The sequence below is a fragment of the Blastococcus jejuensis genome (assembly GCF_039534705.1).
Lineage (GTDB): Bacteria > Actinomycetota > Actinomycetes > Mycobacteriales > Geodermatophilaceae > Blastococcus_B > Blastococcus_B jejuensis.
Map to the genome: position 1 here is coordinate 629,304 of NZ_BAAAVV010000002.1, position 23,273 is coordinate 652,576.

Annotated in this window: 22 protein-coding genes; 8 read left to right on the forward strand and 14 right to left on the reverse strand. The window is 73.2% G+C overall.

Annotated features, from left to right (window positions below; genetic code table 11):
• Positions 1–10: 10 nt before the first annotated feature.
• From ABD644_RS06715 to ABD644_RS06725, 3 genes are read right to left on the reverse strand one after another with little or no spacing between them, the layout of a single operon-like run.
• Positions 11–598, reverse strand: a complete 588-nt coding sequence (locus ABD644_RS06715; protein ID WP_344687921.1) for a maleylpyruvate isomerase family mycothiol-dependent enzyme — start codon at positions 596–598, stop codon at positions 11–13.
• Complete coding sequence (locus tag ABD644_RS06720; protein WP_344687923.1) at positions 595–1,422, reverse strand: fumarylacetoacetate hydrolase family protein; 828 nt, start codon at positions 1,420–1,422, stop codon at positions 595–597. Before ABD644_RS06720 ends, ABD644_RS06715 begins: the two co-directional genes overlap by 4 nt.
• The gene (locus ABD644_RS06725; protein WP_344687924.1) at positions 1,419–2,540 is read right to left on the reverse strand and encodes a cupin domain-containing protein; all 1,122 of its coding nucleotides are present in this window, start codon (positions 2,538–2,540) and stop codon (positions 1,419–1,421) included. Before ABD644_RS06725 ends, ABD644_RS06720 begins: the two co-directional genes overlap by 4 nt.
• Before the next feature lie 79 nt (positions 2,541–2,619).
• On the opposite strand from ABD644_RS06725, the gene ABD644_RS06730 reads away from it, so the two are divergent.
• The 6 genes from ABD644_RS06730 to ABD644_RS06755 all read left to right on the forward strand — a co-directional run bounded on the left by ABD644_RS06730 (position 2,620) and on the right by ABD644_RS06755 (position 9,856).
• Positions 2,620–3,357, forward strand: a complete 738-nt coding sequence (locus ABD644_RS06730; protein WP_344687925.1) for an IclR family transcriptional regulator — start codon at positions 2,620–2,622, stop codon at positions 3,355–3,357.
• 110 nt (positions 3,358–3,467) lie between these two features.
• Entirely contained in the window at positions 3,468–4,850 is a 1,383-nt protein-coding gene (locus ABD644_RS06735) for a rhodanese-like domain-containing protein (RefSeq protein ID WP_344687926.1), read from the forward strand.
• Between the two features lie 44 nt (positions 4,851–4,894).
• Complete coding sequence (locus ABD644_RS06740; RefSeq protein WP_344687927.1) at positions 4,895–6,100, forward strand: NAD(P)/FAD-dependent oxidoreductase; 1,206 nt, start codon at positions 4,895–4,897, stop codon at positions 6,098–6,100.
• 16 nt (positions 6,101–6,116) lie between these two features.
• Positions 6,117–7,253 carry an NAD(P)/FAD-dependent oxidoreductase gene (locus ABD644_RS06745; protein WP_344687930.1) on the forward strand — a complete coding sequence of 379 codons (1,137 nt, stop codon included), beginning with the start codon at positions 6,117–6,119 and terminating at the stop codon, positions 7,251–7,253.
• A 13-nt stretch (positions 7,254–7,266) separates the two neighbouring features.
• Positions 7,267–7,734 carry a nitroreductase/quinone reductase family protein gene (locus ABD644_RS06750; protein ID WP_344687931.1) on the forward strand — a complete coding sequence of 156 codons (468 nt, stop codon included), beginning with the start codon at positions 7,267–7,269 and terminating at the stop codon, positions 7,732–7,734.
• A gap of 151 nt (positions 7,735–7,885) precedes the next feature.
• Positions 7,886–9,856, forward strand: coding sequence for an HNH endonuclease signature motif containing protein (locus ABD644_RS06755; RefSeq protein ID WP_344688023.1), 1,971 nt, complete (start codon positions 7,886–7,888; stop codon positions 9,854–9,856).
• Between the two features lie 33 nt (positions 9,857–9,889).
• Here ABD644_RS06755 and ABD644_RS06760 read toward each other — a convergent pair whose 3' ends face one another.
• Together ABD644_RS06760 and ABD644_RS06765 are read right to left on the reverse strand one after the other, a co-directional pair.
• Complete coding sequence (locus tag ABD644_RS06760) at positions 9,890–10,306, reverse strand: SRPBCC family protein (RefSeq protein ID WP_344687932.1); 417 nt, start codon at positions 10,304–10,306, stop codon at positions 9,890–9,892.
• A 69-nt stretch (positions 10,307–10,375) separates the two neighbouring features.
• Positions 10,376–11,203, reverse strand: a complete 828-nt coding sequence (locus ABD644_RS06765) for a helix-turn-helix domain-containing protein (protein WP_344687933.1) — start codon at positions 11,201–11,203, stop codon at positions 10,376–10,378.
• A 71-nt stretch (positions 11,204–11,274) separates the two neighbouring features.
• Between ABD644_RS06765 and ABD644_RS06770 the strand changes: the two genes are divergently transcribed.
• Positions 11,275–12,450 carry a cysteine--tRNA ligase gene (locus ABD644_RS06770; RefSeq protein WP_344687934.1) on the forward strand — a complete coding sequence of 392 codons (1,176 nt, stop codon included), beginning with the start codon at positions 11,275–11,277 and terminating at the stop codon, positions 12,448–12,450.
• A gap of 84 nt (positions 12,451–12,534) precedes the next feature.
• Here the strand turns inward: ABD644_RS06770 and fdxA are convergent, their stop codons facing one another.
• From fdxA to boxC, 5 genes are all read right to left on the reverse strand, one after another.
• Positions 12,535–12,864 carry a ferredoxin gene (gene fdxA / locus ABD644_RS06775; RefSeq protein ID WP_344687935.1) on the reverse strand — a complete coding sequence of 110 codons (330 nt, stop codon included), beginning with the start codon at positions 12,862–12,864 and terminating at the stop codon, positions 12,535–12,537.
• Positions 12,865–12,888: 24 nt separating this feature from the next.
• On the reverse strand, positions 12,889–13,971 hold the full coding sequence (locus tag ABD644_RS06780) for an NAD(P)/FAD-dependent oxidoreductase (RefSeq protein ID WP_344687936.1): 1,083 nt from the start codon (positions 13,969–13,971) through the stop codon (positions 12,889–12,891).
• Entirely contained in the window at positions 13,968–15,647 is a 1,680-nt protein-coding gene (locus ABD644_RS06785; RefSeq protein WP_344687937.1) for a benzoate-CoA ligase family protein, read from the reverse strand. Before ABD644_RS06785 ends, ABD644_RS06780 begins: the two co-directional genes overlap by 4 nt.
• Positions 15,648–15,728: 81 nt before the next feature.
• Positions 15,729–17,210, reverse strand: coding sequence for a benzoyl-CoA 2,3-epoxidase subunit BoxB (boxB, locus tag ABD644_RS06790; protein WP_344687939.1), 1,482 nt, complete (start codon positions 17,208–17,210; stop codon positions 15,729–15,731).
• Between the two features lie 2 nt (positions 17,211–17,212).
• Positions 17,213–18,943: a 2,3-epoxybenzoyl-CoA dihydrolase gene (boxC, locus tag ABD644_RS06795; protein ID WP_344687940.1), complete on the reverse strand. Its 1,731-nt coding sequence runs from the start codon at positions 18,941–18,943 to the stop codon at positions 17,213–17,215.
• A 164-nt stretch (positions 18,944–19,107) separates the two neighbouring features.
• On the opposite strand from boxC, the gene ABD644_RS06800 reads away from it, so the two are divergent.
• Positions 19,108–19,758 carry a GNAT family N-acetyltransferase gene (locus ABD644_RS06800; RefSeq protein WP_344687941.1) on the forward strand — a complete coding sequence of 217 codons (651 nt, stop codon included), beginning with the start codon at positions 19,108–19,110 and terminating at the stop codon, positions 19,756–19,758.
• Positions 19,759–19,867: 109 nt separating this feature from the next.
• Here the strand turns inward: ABD644_RS06800 and ABD644_RS06805 are convergent, their stop codons facing one another.
• From ABD644_RS06805 to ABD644_RS06820, 4 genes are read right to left on the reverse strand one after another with little or no spacing between them, the layout of a single operon-like run.
• Complete coding sequence (locus ABD644_RS06805; protein ID WP_344687942.1) at positions 19,868–20,569, reverse strand: ABC transporter ATP-binding protein; 702 nt, start codon at positions 20,567–20,569, stop codon at positions 19,868–19,870.
• Positions 20,569–21,360 (reverse strand): ABC transporter ATP-binding protein, encoded by a 792-nt coding sequence (locus ABD644_RS06810; protein ID WP_344687944.1) that lies wholly within the window; start codon positions 21,358–21,360, stop codon positions 20,569–20,571. Before ABD644_RS06810 ends, ABD644_RS06805 begins: the two co-directional genes overlap by 1 nt.
• A complete protein-coding gene (locus ABD644_RS06815; protein WP_344687945.1) occupies positions 21,357–22,388 on the reverse strand; it encodes a branched-chain amino acid ABC transporter permease in 1,032 nt (343 codons plus the stop codon). Before ABD644_RS06815 ends, ABD644_RS06810 begins: the two co-directional genes overlap by 4 nt.
• Positions 22,388–23,269 (reverse strand): branched-chain amino acid ABC transporter permease, encoded by an 882-nt coding sequence (locus ABD644_RS06820; RefSeq protein WP_344687946.1) that lies wholly within the window; start codon positions 23,267–23,269, stop codon positions 22,388–22,390. Before ABD644_RS06820 ends, ABD644_RS06815 begins: the two co-directional genes overlap by 1 nt.
• Between the last annotated feature and the right edge of the window lie 4 nt (positions 23,270–23,273).

Consider the following 23,273-nt stretch of genomic DNA (forward strand, 5'->3'; position numbering starts at 1 on the left):
CCTCCGGGTGTCACAGCCAGGGCCCCAGGGTGGGTGCCTCGGTGCTCCGCCCGGTCAGCCAGGCGGTCAGCGCCGGGCCCTCGGGGCCGGCGGCGCGCTTGGTGACGACTTCCACCGCGACGGCGGTGCGCAGGTCGTCGGGCAGGTCGGCGAAGGTGACGCCTGCGTCGAGGTCGACGGCGTGCACGGCGACCTCGCGGGCGCGGATCCACGGGATCTCGGTCGCCGGCACGGTCCGGCCGGTCGCGGTGACCACCGGCTGCTGCCACTGGTCGGGCGAGAGCCCGTCGAGGGCGCGGCCCAGCTCCTCGGCCGAGGCGTGCGCGAGCTTCCGCAGCTCCGCCGCGGGCAGGGCGGCCAGCTGCTCGATCTCGGCGTCGCGGGCCTCGCGCGAGGAGTACATCCGGCTCTCGGTGCCGGTCGCCGCCCAGCTCGCCAGCCGGCCGAGCGCGAGCGCGTTGCCGTGCACGTGGGCCACGACGTGGGCCCGGCTCCAGCCCGGCAGCGCGCTCGGCGCGGCGAGCTGCTCGTCGGAGAGCCGGTCGACGGCGTCGAGGAACAGCGCCGTCGCCGCCGTCGTCCACTCGCGGGTGCTCACGCCGTGCGGGCCCTGTTCTGAAGGCGCCCGATGCCGCTGATCTCGGTGACCAGCACGGAGCCGTCGGCCAGGTACCGCGGTGGCTTCCGGGCGTGGCCGACGCCGCCGGGGGTGCCGGTGGCGATGACGTCGCCGGGCTGCAGCGTGAGGATGGTCGAGGCGTAGCGGACCAGGGCCACCGGGTCGAACACGAGGTCGGAGGTGTCGGCCTTCTGGACGGTCTCGCCGTCGACCGTCGCGGTCACGGTGAGGGCCGGGCGGACGCCGCCGGGCAGCTCGTCGGGCGTCACGAGCACGGGGCCGAGCGGCGTCGTCCCCTCGAAGGTCTTGCCCTGCAGCCACTCCTTGGTGCGGAACTGCCAGTCCCGCATCGTCACGTCGTTCATGACGGTGAACCCGGCGATCGCTGCCTCGGCCTGCGCCTCGTCGGCCCGGCGCACCGGCGCACCGATGACGACGGTCAGCTCCGCCTCCCAGTCGACGGCGTCGGACTCGGGTGCCAGCGCGATGTCGTCGGTCGCGCCGATCAGCGCCTCGGCGAACTTGGCGAACAGCGTGGGGTGCTCGGGCAGGTCCCGGCCCATCTCGAGGATGTGGGTGCGGTAGTTCAGCCCGACGCAGAGCACCTTGCCCGGCCGCGGCACCACGGGGGCGAAGTCGAGGCCGTCCAGCGCGATCGGGGTGCCGCCGGTCGCCGCGCTGGTCCGCCAGTCCGGCTGGGCCAGGAGCGCGCCCACGTCGGCGACGCCCAGGTCGTAGGCGCCGTCGTCCTCGATCCGGACGGCGGTGGTGCCGGTGGCGGTCCGGACGGTCGCGAGCTTCACGCGTTCTCCTTGCTGGTCGGGGTGATCTCGACGCGGTCCTGGTGCAGGCGCTCGAGGACGGGGGTGTCGCTGAAGCGGAACAGGTCGAGCCCCGCCTCGCTGCGCAGGGTCAGCTGCTGCCAGGAGGGGACGACGAACATGTCGCCGTGCTCGACCCTCCAGGAGGCGTCTCCCACCGTCACCTCGCCGGTGCCCTCGAACACCTGGAAGACCGAGGAGCCGACCTCGCGACGGCCGGCGGTCTCGGTGCCCGGGGCCAGCCGGTGGAACTCGGTGCGCAGCGTCGGCAGCACGTCGCCGCCGGTGGTCGGGTTGGTGTAGCGGACGGCGGCGTGCCCGGGCTCGACGGTGGCGGCGTAGCCCTCCGCCTCCAGCGCCAGTTGCTCGGCCAGCGCGCGGTCGGTGTGCTCCCAGCGGTAGGCCAGCAGCGGGGTGGACGGCGTGGGCTGCAGGTGGGTGAGCGGGCGCAGACCCGGGTGCCCCCAGAGGCGCTCGGACCGGGAGCGGTCGGGCGCGCTGGTGTCCTCGACCTCGTCGGGCCCGAACTCGAAGAAGGTCGAGTCGGCGAAGTACTGGAACGGGATGTCGAGGCCGTCGATCCAGGCCATCGGCGTGCTGCTGACGTTGTGGTGGCCGTGCCAGTTCCAGCCGGCCTGCGGCAGGAAGTCGCCGCGGCGCATGGCGACCGGGTCGCCGTTCACCACGGTCCAGACGCCCTCGCCCTCGACGACGAACCGGAAGGCGTTCTGGGTGTGCCGGTGGACCGGGGCGTCCTCGCGCGGGTTGAGGTACTGGATCGCCGCCCAGAGGGTGGGGGCCGCGAACGGACGGCCGTCGAGCCCCGGGTTGGCCAGCGCGATGGCCCGGCGCTCGCCGCCGCGGCCGACCGGGACCAGCTCGCCGGCGCGCTCGGCGAGCGGCAGCAGGTCCGACCAGCGCCAGCAGTGCGGCAGCGCCTTCGACTGCGGGGCGTGCGGCATGAGGTCGCCGATCTCGGTCCAGAGCGGCACGAGCAGCTCCTTCTCGAAGCCGCGGTAGAGCTCCTCGAGCTCCGGCGTGCGCTCGGGCTGGCCGGGGCCGTCCCCGGCGGTGATCGAGACGGGGGAGGGGGTGCTCATCGCTCGGGTCCTTCTTTCCGGTCGACGTCCGTGCCCCCACCATGCCGATCTTCTGCTGGAGGGGATACGGTTTTCTGCTATGAAGAACAAGCCGCCGTACGCGATCGCCTCGGTCGACGCGGCCCTGCTGCTGGCGGCGCTGCTGCAGCAGGAGGGGCCGATGCGGGTGACCGACGCGGCGGAGCGGCTGGGCGTCTCGGTCTCCACGGCCCACCGGCTGCTGGCGATGCTCGTGTACCGCGACTTCGCCGAGCAGCAGGAGGACCGGCGGTACCGGGCCGGGCCGGTCTGGCGGGCGGCGACACCCCCCGAGGCGCCGGTCGCGCGGCTGCGAGAGGTGGCGCTGCCGCACCTGCGCCGGCTGGTCGACGACCTGGGGGAGACCGCCAACGTGGCGGTGCTGGCCGGCGCCGACGTCCGGTTCGTCGCGACCGTCGAGTGCGACCAGGTGCTGCGCGTGGGCGACCGGACCGGGCGGACGCTGCCCGCCCACCTGGCGTCGGGCGGCAAGGCGATCCTGGCCGGGCTGCCCGACGGCGAGCGCGACGCGCTCCTCGAGGGCGTCGACGTCGACCTGCCGCGGCTGCGCAAGGAACTCGCGCTCGTGCGCCGCCGCGGTTTCGCGCTCAACGACCAGGCGACCGAGACGGGGCTGGCCGCCGTCGGGGTGGCCGTGCCCGGGATGGATGCGACCGTGCGCGCCGGCCTCTCGCTGGCCGTGCCGACCGTCCGCTTCGCGCGCGACCGGCTGCCGGGCTGGGTGGCGGCGCTGACCGCCGCCGCGGCGGCGATCGGGGCGGAGCTGGCCGCCGGCTGACCCCGCGCTGCGGCGAAGGTCGCCCGAGGACGGGACCTTCGACCGCTGCGGGAAGGCATACCCCCGGGGGTACGGTTCCGATGTTGGCACCGACCGGAGGGGCTTCCGCGATGTTGTTCACCCAGTACTACCTCGACTGCCTGTCCCAGGCCTCCTACCTGGTCGGCGACGAGACCACCCGCCAGGCCGTCGTCGTCGACCCGCGCCGCGACGTCGCCGAGTACCTCGCCGACGCCGAGGCCCACGGGCTGACGATCGTCGGGGTCATCGACACCCACTTCCACGCCGACTTCCTGGCCGGGCACCTGGAGCTCGCGCAGGCCACCGGCGCATGGATCGGCTTCGGGCAGCGCGCCGAGGCCGACTTCCCGATCCGCAAGCTGGCCGACGGCGAGCGCATCTCGCTGGGCGACGTCCAGCTGCAGATCATGGAGACGCCCGGGCACACGCCGGAGTCGATCAGCGTGCAGGTGTTCGAGCACGCCGGTGACACGGTGCCCTACGGGGTGCTGACCGGCGACGCGCTGTTCATCGGCGACGTCGGCCGCCCCGACCTGCTCGCCTCGATCGGGGTCACCGCCGACGAGCTGGGCCGGATGCTCTACGACTCGGTGCAGCACAAGCTGATGGCGCTGCCCGACGAGGTCCGGGTGTTCCCCGCCCACGGCGCGGGCTCGGCCTGCGGCAAGAACCTCTCGACCGAGCGCCAGTCGACCATCGGCGAGCAGCGGGCCATGAACTACGCCTGCCAGCCGATGACCGAGGACGAGTTCCTCGCGATCGTCACCGAGGGCCAGCCGTCGGCGCCGGACTACTTCGTCTACGACGCGATCCTCAACCGCAAGCAGCACCAGGTCTTCGACGCGGCAAGCGCGCCGGTCCCGCTGGAACTGGCCGAGCTGCTCGAGCGGCAGGCGGGCGGGGCGTTCGTGCTCGACGCGCGCGAGCCCCAGGAGTTCGCCGCCGGGCACCTGCCCGGCGCCGTGAACGTGCCCGCGGACGGGCGGTTCGCCGAGACCGCGGGGATGTTCGTGCGGCCCGACGAGGAGATCGTCGTCGTCGCGCCGCAGGACCGCGAGGAGGAGATCGTCGTCCGGCTGGCCCGGATCGGCTTCGACAAGGTGGCCGGCTACCTCCGCGAGCCCGAGGGCGCGTTCCTCGGTGCCCCGGAGCGGATCGTGCGGGCCAGTCGCCTGGCCGTGCCCGAGCTGGACGAGGCGCTGGCCCGGCCGGTCGCGCCCGTCGTCGTCGACGTCCGGAACGTGGGCGAGCTGATCGCCGGCACCATCCCCGACGCGGTGAACATCCCGCTGGCCCAGCTGCCCAAGCGGCTCGAGGAGATCCCGCGGGACCGCCCGGTCGTCGTCCACTGCGCCGGTGGCTACCGCTCCAGCGTGGCCGCCTCGGTGCTGCGCAAGGCCGGCTGGTCCGACGTCTCGGACCTGCTCGGCGGCTTCAACGCCTGGGCGCTGGCCCACCGCCAGGTCGCCTGATCTCTCCCGCTCACCCTGGAAACCGTTCCGAAGGAGTACCGCCCATGCCTCCCACCGACGCCCACCACGGCGTCCTGATCGTCGGCGGCGGATCCGCCGGCATCAGCGTCGCCTCCCGCTTGAAGCGGGCCGGGCAGGACGACGTCGGCATCATCGAGCCGGCGACGACGCACTACTACCAGCCGCTCTGGACGCTGGTCGGCGGCGGCCGCGCGCCGATCGCCGAGAGCGCGCGGCCCGAGGCGAAGGTCATGCCGAAGGGCACCGACTGGATCCAGGACGCCGCCGAGGACATCGATCCGGCGAACCGTCGGGTCGTGCTCCGGTCGGGACGGCGGGTGACCTACGACCACCTCGTCGTGGCCCCCGGCATCCAGCTGGACTGGAACCGCGTCCCCGGCATGAGCGAGGCGCTGGACACCCCGCACGTGTCGAGCAACTACACGTACGGGCTGGCGCCCAAGACCTGGTCGCGGATCAAGGCCATGCGCAGCGGCACCGCGGTGTTCACCATGCCGGCGGGCCCGATCAAGTGCGCCGGGGCCCCGCAGAAGATCGCCTACCTGGCGGCCGACTACTGGCGCGAGCAGGGCGTGCTGAAGGACATCCGGGTCGTGCTCGTGCTCCCGACGCCGGCGATGTTCGGCGTGAAGGTGTTCTCCGACGAGCTCGACCGCGTGGTCGCGAAGTACGGCATCGAGGTGCACCTCAACAGCGAGGTCACCGAGATCGATGGCGAGGGCCGTTCGGCGATCGTCACGGACAACGCCGCCGGGACGAAGGAGTCGATCAGCTACGACTTCCTGCACGTCGTGCCGCCGCAGTCGGCGCCGGACTGGCTCAAGGCCACGCCACTGGCCGACCCGGCCAACCCGAACGGCTACGTCGAGATCGACAAGAACACGATGCAGCACGTGCGCTTCCCGGAGGTCTTCGCGCTCGGGGACGCGGGCTCCTCGCCCAACTCCAAGACCGGGGCGGCGATCCGGAAGCAGGCGCCGGTCGCGGTGGCGAACCTGCTCTCGGTGATGGGCGGTGGCGCACCGACGGCGCAGTACGACGGCTACGCCTCGTGCCCGATCACCACGGCCCGGGACCGGATGCTGCTCTGCGAGTTCGACTACACGCTCCAGCCGCACCCGAGCTTCCCGATGATCGACACCACGCACGAGCGCTATGACATGTGGCTGCTCAAGCGGTACGGCCTGCCGTTCATGTACTGGAACCTCATGCTGAGGGGACTGGCCTGAGCGGAGGGGGAAACCGGTGAGCCGTCGCGTCGTCGTCCTCGGGGGTGGGGCGGGGGGTCTGGCGGCGGCCAACCGGCTCGCCCAGCACGGCGCGGCTCTCGAGGTCGTGCTCGTCGACCGGTCGGCCGACCACGTCTTCGCCCCCGGCTTCGTCGCGGTCATGTTCGGCGAGGCCGAGCCGGAGGCCTTCCGCCGGCCGCTGCGCGACCTGCTCGACCCGGCGGTCCGGCTGGTCACCGGCGAGGCCACGCAGCTCGACGTCGCCGGCCGTCGGGTGCGCGGCTCGTTCGGGGATCTCGAGTACGACGACCTGGTGCTGGCTCTCGGGGCCGAGGTCGGCTGGCCGCTGGGGCCGCCGCCGTCGGGGGACCTGGCCCCGTGGACCCTCGACGGCGCGCTGGCCGGCGCCTCGGCGCTGACGCGGCTGGGCCCGCGCGACCGCGTGGTCGTCGGCCCGACGGGGGTGGGCTATCGCTGCCCGCCGGCGGTGTTCGACCTCGCGGTGCGGATCCGCCGGGTGACCGGCGCCCGCGTCGACGTCGTCCACCCCTGGCCCGCGCCGCTGGCGCCCTTCGGCCCGGGACCGTCCGCGGCGGCGACCCGGTTGCTGGCCGACGCCGGGGTCGGCTTCCACGGCGGCTTCGAGGTCAGCGAGGTCGACGCCGGCGTCCTGGTCAGCGCCTCGGGAGACGAGCTGCCCTACGACGCGGCGTTCGTCGTCCCGCCGCACCGGCCACCTTCGCTGGTTGCCGACTCGCCGTTGGCCGGCCCTGGTGGCTGGCCGGTGGTGCGCTTCCCGTCGTTCGGGGTGGACGGCGCCGAGGGCGTGAGCGTGATCGGCGACCTCGCGTCGGCCTCCCTGAAGGTCGGCATGGCGGGCACGCTCGCCGTGCACGAGGCGGCGTTCGTCGCCGACCGGATCGCCGCGGTCGCGGGTGGACCGCCCGCGCGCGAGCACCCGGTGATGTCGGCGATATGCTTCCTCGACACCGGGGAGACGGCGTCGTTCCTGCAGTGCGACTTCACCGGGCCCGCCTCGGGTGCCGGGCCGGCCGCCTGCACGCTGATGCCCTGGCTGCCGTACTTCCGGGCGGCGAAGCGACTGTTCGCCGAGGAGTGGTTCGCCACTACCGTGCGCGGTGGGGTGGACTGAAGGAGGGACGGCCATGAGCGCTCCGGCGACCCGACCACCGAGGATGCCGCCGCCATGGTTCGTGCACACGGCCTGGCGCGTCCACCGCGCGCTGCACCGGCTCAGCGGCGGGCGATTCCTCTGGACCCCGGCGAACAAGCGCGGCTGGGGTGCGCTGCGCCTCACGACCATCGGGCGGACGTCCGGTCAGGAGCGCACCGTGCTCATCGGCTACCTCGAGGACGGCGCCGATCTCGTGGCGCTGGCCATGAACGGCTGGGACGAGGGCCACCCCTCGTGGTGGCTCAATCTCCAGGAGCACCCGGACGCCGTCGTCCGGTTGGCGGGCGCCGAGCCACGCCCCGTGCACGCGCGCCAGGCCGAGGGGGAGGAGCGGGACCGGCTGTGGCAGCGCTGGGCCGAAATCAACCCGGACCTCGACGGGTACGCCGGCCGGCGGTCGACCATGACGCCGGTCGTCGTCCTCGAACCGCGCGACTGACCCGACGCCTTCCCTGCCATCGCGCCTGGCCGTCGGCTCTTCTCTCCCGCAGCGACCGCCAGTCAGATTCGGCCGCTGAAATTCTCGTATCGCCTCGTCATGGAGCGCATTTCTGTCAGAGGTCGAACATACGATCGAACACGTGGACGAGATGGAGTGCGGCGCCGTGGCGCCCGCCCCGACAGCGCCGACGGTTGGGTGGGCGTCGGGCCCGTTGGGAGCGGCCCAGGCGGCGGATCGGGAGATCGCCCGGCAGACCGCGCTGCGCGCGCGGGCGCTGGCGGCGTTCGCCGCGACCCGCCCCGCGTCGGCAGACCGCCAACCCGGCCATCCGGGGGCGATGAGCTCCGAACGGCGAGCCAGCCGTCCAGAGGTGCTGGCCGACGTGAGCGAGTGGGCGGCGCAGGAACTGGCGATCGCGCTGTCGATCACGACCCCTGCTGCCGAGATGCAGGTGTCCCGGGCGCTGACGCTTGTCCACCGCCTCCCGGGGGTGCTGTCGGCGCTCGAGGCGGGTTCCCTGCACGTCGGTCACCTGTGGCCGTTGCTGGAGAAAGTGGCCCCGATCGGCGCGGCGGCGGTCCGTGCGCGGCTGGAGCGGGACCTGCTGGCGTGGATCGCTGGGCGATCGGTGACCACCCCGGCCCAACTGGGCTCCAAGATCCGCCGTGAGTTGCTGGCCCGCAACGTGCGCACTGCTGCGCAGGAGTTGAAGGAGGCGCTGGCTCGCCGTGGGGTGCGGTGCGTGCCGGCATCCGTCGACGGGATGGCGATGCTGCAGGCGCTGCTGACCGTGCCGGAGGCCGAAGCGTTGCTGGATGCGCTGGGCCGGTACGCCGACGCGCTCGACGACACCGATACCGAGGGCCCGCCACGCACGCGCCAGCAGAAGATGGCCGACTGCATGCTCGATCTCGTGCTGCGACCGGGGGAGACGCAGCTGCCGACGGTCCAGGCCCAGCTGACGGTGGTGGCGCCGGTTGCCGCCCTCGTGGGTGGTGACCAGCCCGGCGAGGTCAACGATCACCCGGTGCCGGCCGAGATGGTTCGCGCTCTCGCGAAGGGGCTCGGCCTGCTCCCCGACGACGGGTCGGGGGATGACTCCCCGAGCACGCCGGCCACCGCAGTGCCGCCGGCCGAGTTCACCGTCGACCCCGACGACGAGGTCACGGGCCTGGTCCTGGCCGCGGCCGACGAGCGGTGGTGGGCCGAGGTCGAGGCGAGGGCCCTGCGCGGGGAGTGGGGCGGCGAGGACGACCCGCCGCTCGACCAGCTCGAGCGGTACTGGGCCGCCGAGGCCGAGTGGATGGCCGACTGGCCCGATGCCGACGACGAGTCCTTCCCGCGGGAGCTCGGCCCCGACGCCGCCCCCGGCACCGGCCCCGATGCCGCCCCCGACGGCGCCGCCCAGCCCATGGATGGTCGCGCCGCGACAGCCACCGAGCCGGACACGCCCTGGTGGGCGCTGGCCGACCGGAGCGTCGCGGAGGCCGGTCGCTCGCTGCTCGAGCTCGATCGGCGACTCGCCGCCGCCCGGCGGGCGGTGGAGCGGGCGCGGCTCGCCGACCTCGACGATCGCGACGACTGGGAACAGTCCCCGGCGGGGCGGGTGTCCGCTGCGACGGACGCGATCAGCGCGCTGGCCCACGCGAGCGTCGGGAAACGGGCCGCGCTCGCCGAGCTGCTCGACCGCACCGCCGGCGGCGGGCTGGCCGACCGGCCGCGGATCGCGGTCACCGACGCGCTCACCGGAGCACTCCTCGTCCTCACCGATGCCCGCGAGCTCCGCGCGGCCGCAGTCGCGGGGCGCGGGTTGGGCCCGCCCGATGCGTCCAGCACGTACCGGCCCGGCCTGAAGCTCGACCGATTCGTCCGAGCCCGCGACCGTCGCTGCCGGTTCCCCGGGTGCCGCCGCAGGGTGCCGCTGGGCGGCGAGCTGGACCACAGGGAGTCGTGGCCGGACGGGGCGACGTCGGCCGAGAACCTTGTCGGTTTCTGCACCGGTCACCACCGCGGCAAGCACCAGGCGCCCGGCTGGTGCTACGAGCTGACCGCCGAGGGCACGTTGATCATCACGACACCGTCCGGGCTCACCGCGACGACCGATCCACCCCCGTTCTGAGATGTCCGGGAAACCACCGTGGGCGCACCTGGCTCACGTTCCGGCGAGCGCCTGCGCCAGGCGATCGAGCTGCCGAGCGTCCTCGCGCCGGATGGCTGCCCGGATCACCGGGGCGAGCAGCGTCCACGCGCCGGTGGTGCGGACCTCGGCGGTGAGCGTCGCCCGGCTGCCGGCCCCCTGGGCCTCGACCGCGTAGGTGTAGTCCGCCGTGACGCCGCCCTGCCGCGAGCGCAGCGTGATGGATCGGCCGGGGTCGAGCGCGACGATCTCGCTGCGCCGGCTCTTGCCGCGAGCCCGGAACACCAGTTCGGTGCCGACGGCGGTCGGCCCGCCCGGGTGGATGTCGTCCACGCCGAGCCACCGGGCCGCGTGCTCCCAGTCGGTCAACTGCGCCCACACCTCGGTGGCCGGGCGGTCGAACGTGCGGCTGGCGGTGAAGGCTCTCGTCATCGCGTCTCCTCGGCGGGCGGCAGAGGCGTCATCGTGGCGGGGAGACCCTCAGCCGGTCTTGGACGGACTTCACCCGTCGTCGGGCACGAACCCGGGCGCCTGCTCGGCGGGAGCGAGGAACCGGCGCTGCGCCCGTACGTACGCCGTCGGCGGGACGCCCGTGTGGCGGGTGACGTCGCGCACGAGGTGCGCCTGGTCGTACCAGCCCAGGTCGGCAGCCAGGTCGCCCCAGACGAGGGCCTCCTCGACATCGATCTGCTCGAGGAGTCGGCGCACGCGCAGCACGCGGGCGAGGGTCCGGGGCGCCAGCCCGACGACGCGGGTGAACTCGCGGTCGAGGTGGCCGTGCGAGATGCCGAGCTCGGCGGCGATCTCCCCGACGGGCCGCGCCGGACCGGCTTCCAGGGTCGCCACGACCGCGGCGCAGCGGTCGAGGGCCCGGTCGGATTCGTCGAGCCCCGCCGTGAGCACGGCCTCGGTGCGGTCGAGCTTCGTCGTCGGGTCTCCGGTCAGCAGGTCGCGGCGCAGCGCCACCCCTGGCGGCCAGACGTCCAGCAGGGAGCGCACCTGGCCGCGCAGCGTCGCCGGCGGCACGCCGAACACCGCCGCACAGCCGATCGGCGTGGTCACGACGCCGACGCAGTCGGTGCGCCCGGTCGGTTCGTTGACCAGCGGCCGGTCGTGCGGGCCGATGAGGAAACCCGTCTCGGCCAGGAACGGCGACCCGCCGGCCGGGATCTGGCGGATCGGCGGACCGAGCACGATGCCGGCGACGGTCGAGCCGGTCGGCGCGATCCGCTCGCGGGCATAGGGGATCTGCCCGCGGGCGTGCCACACCGACTCGACGTAGCGCCCGAGGCGCCCGGCCGGCCGGCGTTCGGTGAACTCGAAGTCCACGGCGGGCAGGGTAGGCGTGACCGGGACCCACCGGCGGCACGGTCGTCCGGGGGACCGGGCAGGATGCGGGCATGGCTCCTCACCCCGTGCCCTCGTCCGGAGTCCTCGGCGCCGCCGGCCGGGTGGCCGAGCCGGGCGCGCTGCGCAGCGCCGACCTGCGGTTGGCCGGCGGCCCGCTGCCCGTCCTCGGCACCGCGCGGATCTACACGTGCGGCATCACCCCCTACGACGTCACCCACCTGGGACATGCGGCCACCTTCGTGTGGGCCGACGCTCTGCGCGGGGTGCTCGCCACCGCCGGTGTGGAGGTGGTGATCAGCCGCAACGTCACCGACGTCGACGACGTGCTGACCCGCGCCGCCGAGGCGCGCGGGAAGCACTACGACGAGTTCGCGCTCAGCCAGGAGTTCCTTTTCGAGCGCGACATGGACGCCCTGCACGTCCACCGGCCGGCCATGACGCCCCGGGCCCGCGCGTACGTGCCGCACGTCCAGCAGCTGGCCGCGGCGCTGCTGGTGGCCGGCCGCGCCTACGTGCGCGAGGGCCACGTGTTCTTCCGCGGCGCCGGGATCCACGCCCGCGCCGGGCTGGACCGGGCCGACGCCCTGGAGCTCGCCGAGGCCTACGGCGACATGCCCGCCGACCCGTTGCGCGACGACCCGTTCGACGTCCCCATCTGGCGGCCGTCGGGGGAGCACGACCCCGCCTGGCCGAGCCCGTGGGGCTGGGGCCGGCCGGGCTGGCACGCCGAGTGCGCGGCGATGGCCGCGGCCACGCTGGGCTCGTCGGTGGACGTCCTGGTCGGCGGCGAGGATCTCGCGTTCCCGCACCACGCCTACCAGGCGGCGATGGTCGAGGCCGCCGTGTCGGTGGGCCCGTTCGCCCGGCGGATGCTGCACGTCGGGGAGGTGAGCCAGGGCGGCAGCAAGATGGCCAAGTCGACGGGCAACCTGACCCTGGTCGCCGACCTGCTGGAGACCGCGCCGGCCGCCGCGATCCGGCTGATGCTGCTCGACCGGCGGTGGTTCGAGCGCTGGGAGTACCGGCCGGAGCTGCTCGAGGCCGCGACCGGCAAGCTGCACGACCTCTACGCCGCGGCCTCGCGGCCCGGTGCGTCGGAGGCGGCGGAGCAGGAGGTCGGCGCGGCGCTGCTCGACGACCTCGACGTGCCGCGGGCGCTGGCCGTCGCCACCGAGGCCGGGGGAGCGGCCGGGCGGCTGCTGATCAGGGTGCTGTCGCTGGGCTGAGCGCCGCTCTTGCGCGGTTGCACCCGTGGTGCGAGCGCTGCATCAGCGCAACCGCAGGGGGAACCGCGCAAGCGCGCAGCCGGGTCAGGCGTCGGCGACCAGCTCGGTGTCGACGCCGATCTTGCCGACCTTCGAGGCGCCGCCGGGGCTCCCGAGCGGGGCGTCGCGCCCCGGCAGCGGCTCGACGAAGAACCGGCGGTTGTCGGCGATGTGCGGCTCGTTCTCCTCGGTCACCCGCCGGTCCTGCGCGATCGCCTCGACCGGGCAGACCGGCTCGCAGGCGCCGCAGTCGATGCATTCCTTGGGGTTGATGTAGAGCTTGCGGTCACCCTCGTAGATGCAGTCGACCGGGCACTCCTCGACGCAGGACATGTCGGTGGTGTCGATGCACTCGGAGCCGATGACGTAGGGCACGGGGGGATCTCCTCCAGAACGGGGTCAGTGGGCGGCGGCCGCGCCGATGCCGGCGGGGTCGTCGCTGCTGTGCCCTGGGAACAGCGGCTGGTCCGGGTCGAGGTAGGTGGCGGCGTTGTTCACAGCAGTGGCTGCCTCCCCGAAACCTACCGAGATCAACCGCACCTTGCCCGGGTACTCGGTGATGTCCCCGGCCGAGTACACCCCGGGCACCGACGTGCGCATCGCCGTGTCGACCATGATCTTGCGGTCGACGATCTCGATGCCCCACGTCTCCAGCGGCCCGATGTCGGCGGTGAAGCCGAGTGCCGCGATCACCGAGTGCGCCTTGTACGGCGTCACCGCGCCGTCCTTGTGCTTGACGTTCACGGTGTGCAGCCGCTCCACGCCGTCCACGAGCCCGCCGTCGAGGGAGTCGACCTGGGCGTCGGTCACGACGACGGTCGAGCCCTTCTCCATGTCGGCGACGCTGGCCGCGTGGGCGCGGAAGTGCTTGCGCCGGTGCACCAGGGTCACCGAGGAGGCGATGCCGTCGAGGGCCAGCGCCCAGTCGACGGCGCTGTCGCCGCCGCCGACGATGACCACGTCCTGGTCGGCGTGCGCGGCCAGCTCCTTGACGACGTAGGTGAGGCCGCGGCCCTCCCACTCGGCGCCGCCGGGCAGCGGGCGGGGCGTGAAGGTGCCGATTCCGCCGGTGATCACCACGGCACCGGTGCGGATGCGGGTGCCCTTGTCGGTCGTGACGACCAGCCGCTCGCCGGCGCGCGGCCGGTGCCCGGCCTCGTTGGTGAGGTGCTCGGCGCGCTCGCCCAGGACGTAGACCGGGTCGAACCGGGCGGCCTGCTCGACCAGCCCGGCCACCAGGTCGCGGCCCTTGATGCCGGGGAAGCCCGCCACGTCGTAGACCATCTTCTCCGGGTAGAGCGCCGTCACCTGGCCGCCGGCCTCGGGGAGGCTGTCCACGATCGCGGTGCGCAGCCCGCGGAAGCCGGCGTAGTAGGCCGCATAGAGGCCGGCCGGTCCGGCGCCCACGACGAGCAGGTCGACGTCGACGTCGCGGCCGCCGCCCACGGCGGCGTCGGGCTGGAGCGTGTCGGTGGCAGTCATGCGGGACCTCCGGGGGTGGGGGCCAGGTCGGAGGACGCCGAGCCGGCGAGGCGCTCGAGGGCGAGTTCACGGACGCGGAAGCGCTGCAGCTTGCCGGTGGCCGTCGTCGGCAGCTCGTCGAACACGAGCACGTTGCGCGGCCGCTTGAACGCGGCCAGCCCTTCGCGGCAGAAGGCGACGAGGTCGTCGGTGGTGGTGGTCGAGCCCGCGGTCAGCACGGTGCACGCGACCGGCTTGTCGAGCCCGGTCTCGTCGGGCACCGACACGACGACGACCTGCATCACCTCGGGGTGCTGGCGCAGCCGCTCCTCGACCTCGGTGGGCGAGACCCAGATGCCGCCGGCCTTGATGATGTCGTCGGTGCGTCCCAGCGAGCTGTAGTAGCCGTCGGCGCTGCGCACGTAGGTGTCCCCGGTGCGCACCCAGTGCCCCTGGAACACCAGCCGGGTGGTCTCCATGCGGCACCAGTAGCCGGTGGCCGCGGAGCTCCCGCGCACGAACAGGTTGCCGGGCGTGCCGTCGGGCACGGGGACGCCGTCGTCGTCGACGATCTTGGCCTCGTACCCGGCGACGATCTCCCCGGTGGCGCCGGCCCGGGTCCGCCCCGGCCGGCCGCTGATGAAGATGTGCAGCATCTCCGTCGAGCCGATGCCGTCGAGCATCTCGACGCCGAACGTCGACGTGAACCGCTCGAACAGCGCCGCGGGGAACGCCTCGCCGGCCGAGACGCAGGCCCGCACGCCGGCGAACGCGTCCTCGGGAAGACCGGCCGCGAGCAGGGCGGCGTAGTAGGTCGGCCCGCCGAAGAAGAGGGTCGGCCGGAAGTCGCGCAGCACCCGCAGCGTGCCCGCCGGGCTCGGCCGCGACCGGTCGAGGACCGTGCTGGCGCCCACCGAGAACGGGAAGGTCAGGGTGTTGCCGAGGCCGTAGGCGAAGAAGAACTTGGCCACCGAGAACGTGACGTCGTCCGGCCCGATCGCCAGGACGTCCCGGGCGTAGGTCTCGGCGGTGTCGCGCAGCGACCCGTGCCGGTGCATCGCGCCCTTGGGGGTGCCGGTGGTGCCGGACGTGTACAGCCAGAAGGCGGGGGAGTCGGCGACCGTCGGGTAGGGCGTGGCCGTCTGCTCCAGGAAGTCCGCCCCCGCCGTCACGAACGAGTCCCAGTCACGGACCCGCGTCCCCTCGACCTCGGGCAGCGGTGCGCCGTCGGTGAGGACGACGACGTCGGCGAGATCGGGCAGCCCGCCGACGGCCGGGGCCAGCTCGGCGAACTCCGCGCTGAGCGCCACCAGGCGGGCCCGGCTGTCGCGCGCCAGCACCGCGATGTCCTTCGGCTTGAGCATCGTGCTCACCGGCACGGGGACGGCGCCGATCCGCAGGCCGGCGAGGAACGCCGTCAGCAGCTCGGGGGTGTCACCCATGCACAGGATCAGCCGCTCCTCGGGCCGGACGCCCGACGCGAGCAGGGCCGCGGCGAACCGGCGGACCTCGCCGTCCAGCTCGCCGTAGCTGAACGTGCGGACGCTGCCGTCGAGACCGATGGCAGTGATCGCCCGGCGCTCGGGTGTCGCGAGGGCGTGCCGGGTGACCAGCCACTCGGCGGCGTTGAAGACGTCGGGAGCCGGGGGTGCCGGCGGCGGTACGGGTGCTGCGGGGGCGGTGTCGACGGTGGCCACGCTGCCCGTCCCTTCTCGTGACAGCGGAGTCGTCGGGTGACGCGGGACGGTCACCCGACGACTCCGGAGGGGTCAGGACATTCAGAACCGGACGTAGTCGTACTCGACGGGCAGCGAGTTGATGCCGACCGACGGCGGGGAGATCCAGCCGGCGAAGTCGCCGGCCTCGTAGTGCGGCACCATCAGCTCGGCCACGCGGGCGCGGTCCTCGGGTGTCGGCAGCCAGTCGCCGACGCTCTTCTCCCACGTCGCGTCGTCGACGATCTCGCCGGTGGGGCTGACGTGGTGCGCGGCGAAGGTGCCGACCTTGCGGTTGAAGCCCTGGTGCGGCAGGAACAGCCGCTGCTCGAGGCCGGCGTCCTCCAGCTCCTGGTTCCAGCGCTTGACGCCGTTCTCGCAGTCGGCCGCGTACTCGTTGCGCAGGTCGAGGTTGAGCGCGGTCAGCATCGGCACCGTCTTGGTGGCCATCGCGCCGTTCTCGATGATCGGCACCTCCATGGTCAGGCCGTGCAGCTGGTGGTCGTCCTTGCGTCGGGTCTCCATCCAGCGGCCCTTGAGCCCGGCGGTGTAGTACGCCGCCGCGTTCGACGACGTCTCGGACCCGAACAGGTCCATCGACACGGAGAACTGGAAGTTGAGGTACTTCTGGATCACCGACAGCGGGATCCCCCCGTACTCCCAGATGTCGTCGGTGCCGTGCTTCTTCATCAGCTCGGCGGTCCGCTGCACGGTGCGCTGCACGCCGGTCGTGCCGACGAACATGTGGTGCGCCTCTTCCTTGAGCATGAACTCGCAGGTGCGCGCCAGCGGGTCGAAGCCGCTCTCCTTCAGCGTCCCGAGCTGGTACTTGCCGTCGCGGTCGGTGAAGTAGGTGAACATGAAGAACGACAGCCAGTCGGTCGTCTCCTCGTTGAACGCACCCAGGATGCGGGGCGAGTCGTAGTCGCCGGAGTTGCGCTTGAGCAGCTCCTCGGCCTCCTCGCGGCCGTCCTTCCCGAAGTAGGCGTGCAGCAGGTAGACCATCGCCCACAGGTGACGGCCCTCCTCGACGTTGACCTGGAACAGGTTGCGCATGTCGTACAGCGACGGCGCGGTCATGCCCAGGTGGCGCTGCTGCTCGACCGAGGCGGGCTCCGTGTCGCCCTGGACGACGATCAGCCGGCGCAGGTCCGAGCGGTGCTCACCCGGCACCTCCTGCCAGGCCGGCTCGCCCAGCTTGTCCCCGAAGTTGACCTTCCGGTCGGGGTCGCGCTCGGCCAGGAAGATGCCCCAGCGGTACTCCTCCATGGGCACCCGGTCGAAGTGCGCCCACCCGTCGCGGCCGACGGCGATCGCGGTGCGGAGGTAGACGTCGTGCGTCGGGATGGAAGGGCCGAGGTTCTTCCACCAGTCGAGGAACTTCGGCTGCCAGCCCTCCAGCGCCCGCTGGAGCTTGCGGTCGCCGGCCAGGTTGACGTTGTTCGGGATCCGCTCGCTGTAGTCGATCTTCGACAGCGGACCGGTGGGCTTCGGGGCCTCGCCGGTGACGGTGCCCGACTGCGGGGTGCTCTCGGTGGTGGTCATGGTCAGACCCGCTTCCTGTCGTAGTCGGCCCGCTGACCGGTGCCGTACCGGCGCAGTGCTCCCTCGGGGCCAGCGGCGTTGGGCCGCTGGAAGATCCAGTTCTGCCAGGCGGTGAGGCGGCCGAAGACCTTGGTCTCCGGGGTCTCCTGGCCGGCGAAGCGGAGGTTGGCCTCCATGCCGGTGAGTGCGTCGGGGGAGAAGCTCTTGCGCTCCTCGACGACGAGCCGGATCTCGTCCTCCCAGTCGATGTCGTCCGGGGCGCTGGTGACCAGGCCGAGCTCGAGCGCCTCGGCGGCGTCGAGATCCCGCCCGACCGCTGCCTCGGCGGCGGCGAGCTCGTCGGCGCTCCCGAGGAAGCGGACCTGGAGCCGGGACAGGTCGTTGCTCATCGGCAGCAGCCCGGTGTTGAACTCGTCGAGCCGGATCACCGCCGGTGGCTTCGGGTTCTCGTCGTCCTCGAACTGCCCCTCGAGCATGAACGAGCGGTCGGCGGCGAACGCGATCTCGGCCAGCAGGCCGGCGAAGCAGCTGCCCGGCTCGATCAGCGCGAACAGGCTCCGCGACGTCGTGTCCAGCCGCTTCACCGTGCGCTTCCAGAAGCCGATGGTCTCGTTGACCAGCCAGTCGTCGCGGTGGGCGAGCAGGAGCTCGTCGTAGGCGATCACGCCGGCGACGTCACCTTCGGTGCGCAGCAGCCAGGTGCCGACGGCGAGCTCGTTGGTGCGCAGCCGCAGGATCGCGTCGTCCAGCTCGCGGGTGGTGGCCAGCAGCCAGGCGGAGTCGCCCTGCTCGTGCAGCTCCTCGACGCTCGACGGCGCGGCTGTCGGGCCGAGCACGGTGATCGTCGCGGTGCCGGCCTCGCGGTCGATCTCGACGCGCACGTGCTCGTAGCGGGTGGTGTCGCCCTCGACTTCGCGGCGGAGCGGGGTGAGCTGCACGCCCTGCGCACCGGCGCCCGGACGGTTCGACGTCGCGGCGGCCTCGGCGGCCCGGCGGGCGATGTCGTCGGAGAACTCGCTGGCCTTGACGACGGCGTCGACGAGCCGCCACTTGACCGCGCGGTCGCCGCGGATGCCCTCGGCGGTGGTCGAGAAGACGTCGGCGAGGTCGCGCCGGACGCCCCGCTTGTCGACGACGCGGGTGAGCCCGCCGGTGCCGGGCAGCACCCCGAGCAGCGGCACCTCGGGCAGCGAGACCGCCGAGGAGTTGTCGTCGATCAGCACGATCTGGTCGCAGGCCAGGGCGAGCTCGTAGCCGCCACCGGCCGCGGTGCCGTTGACGGCGGCGATGAACGGCAGGCCGGAGTGCTCGGTCGCGTCCTCGATGCCGTTGCGGGTCTCGTTGGTGAACTTGCAGAAGTTCACCTTCCAGCTGTGCGGCGAGGCGGCCAGCATCTTGATGTTGGCGCCGGCGCAGAACATGCGGTCCTTGCCGCTGGTGACCACGACCGCCTTGACCTCGGGGTGCTCGAAGCGGATCCGCTGGACCGCGTCGTGCAGCTCGATGTCGACGCCCAGGTCGTAGCTGTTCATCTTCAGCTCGTAGCCCGGGACGATCCCGCCGTCCTCGGCGACGTCCAGCGTGAGCGTGGCCACCTCGCCGTCGACCGACAGCGTCCAGTGCTTGTAGCGGTCGGGCGAGGTGTCGAAGGAGACCTCGGTCGTCGCGGCCGGGTCGGCGACGGGAGCCGTGCCCTCCGTCGTCGCGGCCGAGCGGTCTTCGAGGGTGGTCACGGTGCCTCCAGAGGGTTGCGGGCGTGAGCGCCTCGCGGGGCGTGCGACCCCATCCTGACGTGCTACAGACCGATGCGCAAGATGCCCGACAGGTGTAGATTGCGCCCACCCGCCCGATGTGCCTCCGGATGGCGCGCGGGCCCGGACGAGCGCGAGGATGCGGCATGACCGATACGGAAGCGCGAACCGCCCGACTGACCTGGGTGAAGGACGCGGACCCCCGCTGGGACGCCGACCGGGAGCGGGTCTTCGCGACCGTCCCGGAGGGCGTCTTCCGGGCCGAGGCGCGGACACCGGGGGAGCGGCTGTCGAGCGACTGGTGGCGTGTCGTCGACGGAGAGCGCGTGGTCGGTTACGGCTGGCTGGACGACGTCTGGGGTGACGCGGAGATCCTGCTCGCGGTCGAGGAGCCCGCCCGCGGCACCGGCGCAGGGGAGTTCGCGCTCGCCCGGCTCGAGGACGAGGCGGCGGCGCGCGGGCTCAACTACGTGGTCAATGTGGTGCGCGACACACACCCGGACCGGGCAACGGTCACCGAGTGGTTCCTCGCGCACGGCTTCACCCGCACCGAGGACGGCGCCATGTGGAAGCGCGTCGGTGATCGGACACGCGGCATCGGCCAGCACCAGGACGGCCGGCCGGGCACGGGCAAGGCCGAACTGCCCGACGAAGCGCACCGGGCCCGCTACGCCGCCGCACGGGAGCGGGCCGCCGCCCGCCCCTACGCCGACGACGCCCCGGCAGGCGGGTCCGACCTCGGGCCCGGCCACGAGGAGAGCGGCGGCTACGTCGACCCGGAGAACCACCGGTTCTAGAACATCGTCGTCCTACCGGACGACACCGCGGCCAGGTGCCGTCCCCCGTGCCGTTGAGCCGTTTCGTCGCGCCTGCGCGGACCCCTCCGGGGCCCACTCGGCGCGACAGCTACGCCACGCCCAGCAGGGAGTGGGCCACCGAGCTGTCGCTGCGGAACTCGCGGGTGGTGGACCGGTGCACGATCAGGCCCTTGTCCATGACCGCGATCTCGTCGGCGACGGCGAACGCCAGGTGCAGGTCCTGCTCGACGACGACGAGGGTGACCCCCTCGGCCTTCATCCCGCCGATGGCCTCACCGATCAGATCCACGACCGCGGGGGCCAGGCCGTCGGAGGGCTCGTCCATGAGGACCAGGCGGGGGTTGGTCAGCAGGGCGCGCGCGATGGCCAGCATCTGCTGCTCGCCGCCGGAGAGCTGACCGGCGCCGTGCCGTCGCCGCTCGCCGAGGCGGGGTAGCAGCTCCAGCACCCGGGCGACGTCCCACGGCCCCCGGCCCCGCCCCCGGCGGGCGGCCAGGTCCAGGTGCTCGGTCACGCTCAGCGGCGCCCACACCCGCCGCCCCTGCGGGACCAGCGCGACGCCCGCCCGGGCGATCACGTCGGGACGGCGTCCCGCGAGCTCCGCCCCGTCGAGGGTGACGCTGCCCCGTGACGGGCGCACCAGGCCCATCAGCGTGTTGATCAGGGTGCTCTTGCCGACGCCGTTGCGGCCGAGCAGGCCCAGCACCTGGCCGGCCTCCACGTCCAGGTCGACCCCCTGCAGGACGGTGCTGCGCTTGTAGCCGGACTCCAGTCCGCGGACCTCGAGCATCAGCTCACCTCCAGATGGGCCGGGCCGGTGCCGTCGAGGAAGAGCGACTCCCGGCCGGTGCCGAGATAGGCCTCCTGGACCGCGTCGCTGGTGCGGACCTGGTCGGGGGAGCCGGTGAGCAGGACGCGGCCGAGGTGCAGCACGGTCACCGACGTGGCCAGCGCGAACACGACATCCAGGTCGTGCTCCACGATGACCACGGTCACCGACTCCGGCAGGGCCTGCAGCAGTCCCACCAGGCGGGCGCTCTCGGCGGGTGACATGCCGGCCGCCGGCTCGTCGAGCAGCAGCAGCCGCGGCTCGCAGGCCAGGGCGACCGCGACCTCGACCTGGCGGCGCTCCCCGTGCGACAGGGCCGCGACCGGCGTGTCCGAGCGCTGTTCGAGACCGACGTCGGCCAGCAGCGCCCGGGCACGCTCGCGCGCCGCCGCCTGGCGGCGCGGCACGAGGGAGCGCCGGCCGGGGTGGTGGCGCTGGGCGGCCAGCAGCACGTTCTGCAGGACGGTCTGGGTGAGGAACAGGCTCGAGTGCTGCAGGGTCTGGCTGATGCCCCGGCGGGCCCGCTGGTTCTCCGACAGACCGGTGATGTCGGAGCCGCCCAGCGCGACCGTGCCCGACGAGACCGGCATCGCCCCGGTGATGAGCTTGAACAGGGTGCTCTTCCCGGCGCCGTTGGGCCCGATGAGGGCGTGCCGGGAGCCGGCGGGGATGCCGAGATCGACGGCGTCCACGGCCTTGAGGGCACCGAAGTGCCGGCTCACGCCGGACAGGGACAGCAGCGGTTCGCTCATGCCGCACCTCCTGGTGCACGCCGCCGGCGGGTCGCGAGGCCGGCGAGGCCGGCGAACCCACGCGGCAGCACGTAGACCGCGACGACGAAGACCACGCCGAGCAGCAGGGGCCCGTGCCCGTCGAGCTGGGGACCGAAGGTGTCGCGGACCAGCACCACGACGGCGGCGCCGAGGACCGGACCCCAGAGCGTCCCGGCCCCGCCGAGGACGACCGCCAGCAGGATCAGCGCGCTGGTGGTGAAGCCGGTGTCGGTCGGGTTGACGATGCGCACGAGCCCGGCGAACAGCCCGCCCGCCAGCCCGGCGAAGCCACCCGCGATCGCGAACGCGACGAACTTGTAGCGGAAGGGGGAGTAGCCCAGCGACCGCATGCGGGGCTCGTTGTCGCGGATGCCCTTCAGGGTGCTGCCGAACGGGGAGTGCGCGACCAGCCACAGCCCGACGAAGCCGAGCAGCGCGATCGCGAGGACGTACCAGTACAGGAGCCCGGCCAGCGTCAGGGGCTCCCCGCCGACGCGCACGCTCGGGATGCCGAACAGGCCGTTGGACCCGCCGGTCACGCCCGTGAGCCGCTGCGCCAGCTGGTGGACCAGCTCGCCCATGGCCAGCGTGAGCATGAGGAAGTACACGCCGCCGCTGCGGACGGCCAGCCAGCCGGTGGCGGCCGCGGCCACGGCACCGGCCGCCGCGGCGAGGAGCACGGGGACCGGCGCCTCGCTCGTCCAGTGGATCGACACCAGGCCGGCGGTATACGCCCCGATGCCGAAGTACGCGGCGTGCCCCAGCGAGGGGAGGCCGGTGATCCCCACGAGCAGGTCGAGGCTGACGGCGAACAGCGCGAAGATCAGGATCCGGGACAGAGTGTTCGCGGTGAACGGGGCGACGAACAGCGGGACGGCCGCCAGCAGCAGGAACAGCACGAGCAGCGGCGCGGCGCGCAGCGCGAGCCCGCGCCCGCGGGTGGGCGACGGCCGCACCTCCGGGCCCGCCGCGGCCGGCTCGGTGGTGCTGTCGGGGACGACGCTCATCAGTGGGCCACCTTCCCGGCGAAGAGGCCGCGCGGCCGGACGATGAGCACGAGCGCCAGCGTGCCGAACAGGATGAACGACGCGTAGTCGGGCACCAGCGCCCGGCCGAGCGACTCCACCTGGCCGATCACCAGCGCGCCCACCAGCGCGCCGCGGATCGACCCGAGGCCGCCGATGACGATCACGACCAGCGCGAGCAGCAGGATCGTCTTGTCCAGCCCGGGGCGCGCGCCGTAGACGGGGGCGGCCAGGACGCCGGCCACGGTCGCCAGCAGGGAGCCGACCCCGAGGACGGCGAACTTCACCTTCCGGTTGTCGATGCCCATCGCCGAGACCATCTCGCGGTCGGCGACGCTGGCGCGCACCAGCGCGCCGATCGAGGTCTTCTCGACCACCAGCCAGACGACCAGGGCGAGCACCAGGCCGACGGCGATCAGCATCAGCCGGTACGTGGGGTAGGCGCTGCCCGCGACGCTGACGCTGCCGGCCAGGGCGGGCGGCTCGGGCACGGAGAAGACGTCGTTGCCGTAGATGATCGACAGCACCTCCGCGACGATGAGCGAGATGCCCAGCGTCAGCAGCGCCTGGTCGAGGATCGGGCGGCGGGCCAGGGGCTCGGTCAGGCCGGCCAGCGCCCCGCCCGCGAGCAGCCCCACGAGGGCGGCGACGCCCAGGGCGGTGAAGAACCCGGCCCAGGACTCGCCGGCGACGAACGTGACCGCCAGGTACGAGCCGACCAGGAAGAACGCGCCGTGGGCGAGGTTGAGCACGTCCATCATCCCGAAGACGATGGACAGCCCCACGGCGAGGATGAAGAGCAACGAGCCGATCGCGAACCCGTTGAGAATGCTGACCAGGTTCGCGTCGAACCAGCCGGCCATCGAA

Excerpts from the sequence above, each read along its gene's own strand:
- ABD644_RS06810 (WP_344687944.1), bottom strand. The coding sequence starts at position 21,360 with ATGAGCGAACCGCTGCTGTCCCTGTCCGGCGTGAGCCGGCACTTCGGT.
- ABD644_RS06725 (WP_344687924.1), bottom strand. The coding sequence starts at position 2,540 with ATGAGCACCCCCTCCCCCGTCTCGATCACCGCCGGGGACGGCCCCGGC.
- ABD644_RS06750 (WP_344687931.1), top strand. The coding sequence starts at position 7,267 with ATGAGCGCTCCGGCGACCCGACCACCGAGGATGCCGCCGCCATGGTTC.
- ABD644_RS06770 (WP_344687934.1), top strand. The coding sequence starts at position 11,275 with ATGGCTCCTCACCCCGTGCCCTCGTCCGGAGTCCTCGGCGCCGCCGGC.
- ABD644_RS06760 (WP_344687932.1), bottom strand. The coding sequence starts at position 10,306 with ATGACGAGAGCCTTCACCGCCAGCCGCACGTTCGACCGCCCGGCCACC.
- ABD644_RS06800 (WP_344687941.1), top strand. The coding sequence starts at position 19,108 with ATGACCGATACGGAAGCGCGAACCGCCCGACTGACCTGGGTGAAGGAC.
- ABD644_RS06805 (WP_344687942.1), bottom strand. The coding sequence starts at position 20,569 with ATGCTCGAGGTCCGCGGACTGGAGTCCGGCTACAAGCGCAGCACCGTC.
- ABD644_RS06740 (WP_344687927.1), top strand. The coding sequence starts at position 4,895 with ATGCCTCCCACCGACGCCCACCACGGCGTCCTGATCGTCGGCGGCGGA.
- ABD644_RS06780 (WP_344687936.1), bottom strand. The coding sequence starts at position 13,971 with ATGACTGCCACCGACACGCTCCAGCCCGACGCCGCCGTGGGCGGCGGC.
- ABD644_RS06815 (WP_344687945.1), bottom strand. The coding sequence starts at position 22,388 with ATGAGCGTCGTCCCCGACAGCACCACCGAGCCGGCCGCGGCGGGCCCG.
- ABD644_RS06735 (WP_344687926.1), top strand. The coding sequence starts at position 3,468 with ATGTTGTTCACCCAGTACTACCTCGACTGCCTGTCCCAGGCCTCCTAC.
- ABD644_RS06755 (WP_344688023.1), top strand. The coding sequence starts at position 7,886 with ATGGAGTGCGGCGCCGTGGCGCCCGCCCCGACAGCGCCGACGGTTGGG.
- ABD644_RS06820 (WP_344687946.1), bottom strand. The coding sequence starts at position 23,269 with ATGGCCGGCTGGTTCGACGCGAACCTGGTCAGCATTCTCAACGGGTTC.
- boxB (WP_344687939.1), bottom strand. The coding sequence starts at position 17,210 with ATGACCACCACCGAGAGCACCCCGCAGTCGGGCACCGTCACCGGCGAG.
- ABD644_RS06730 (WP_344687925.1), top strand. The coding sequence starts at position 2,620 with ATGAAGAACAAGCCGCCGTACGCGATCGCCTCGGTCGACGCGGCCCTG.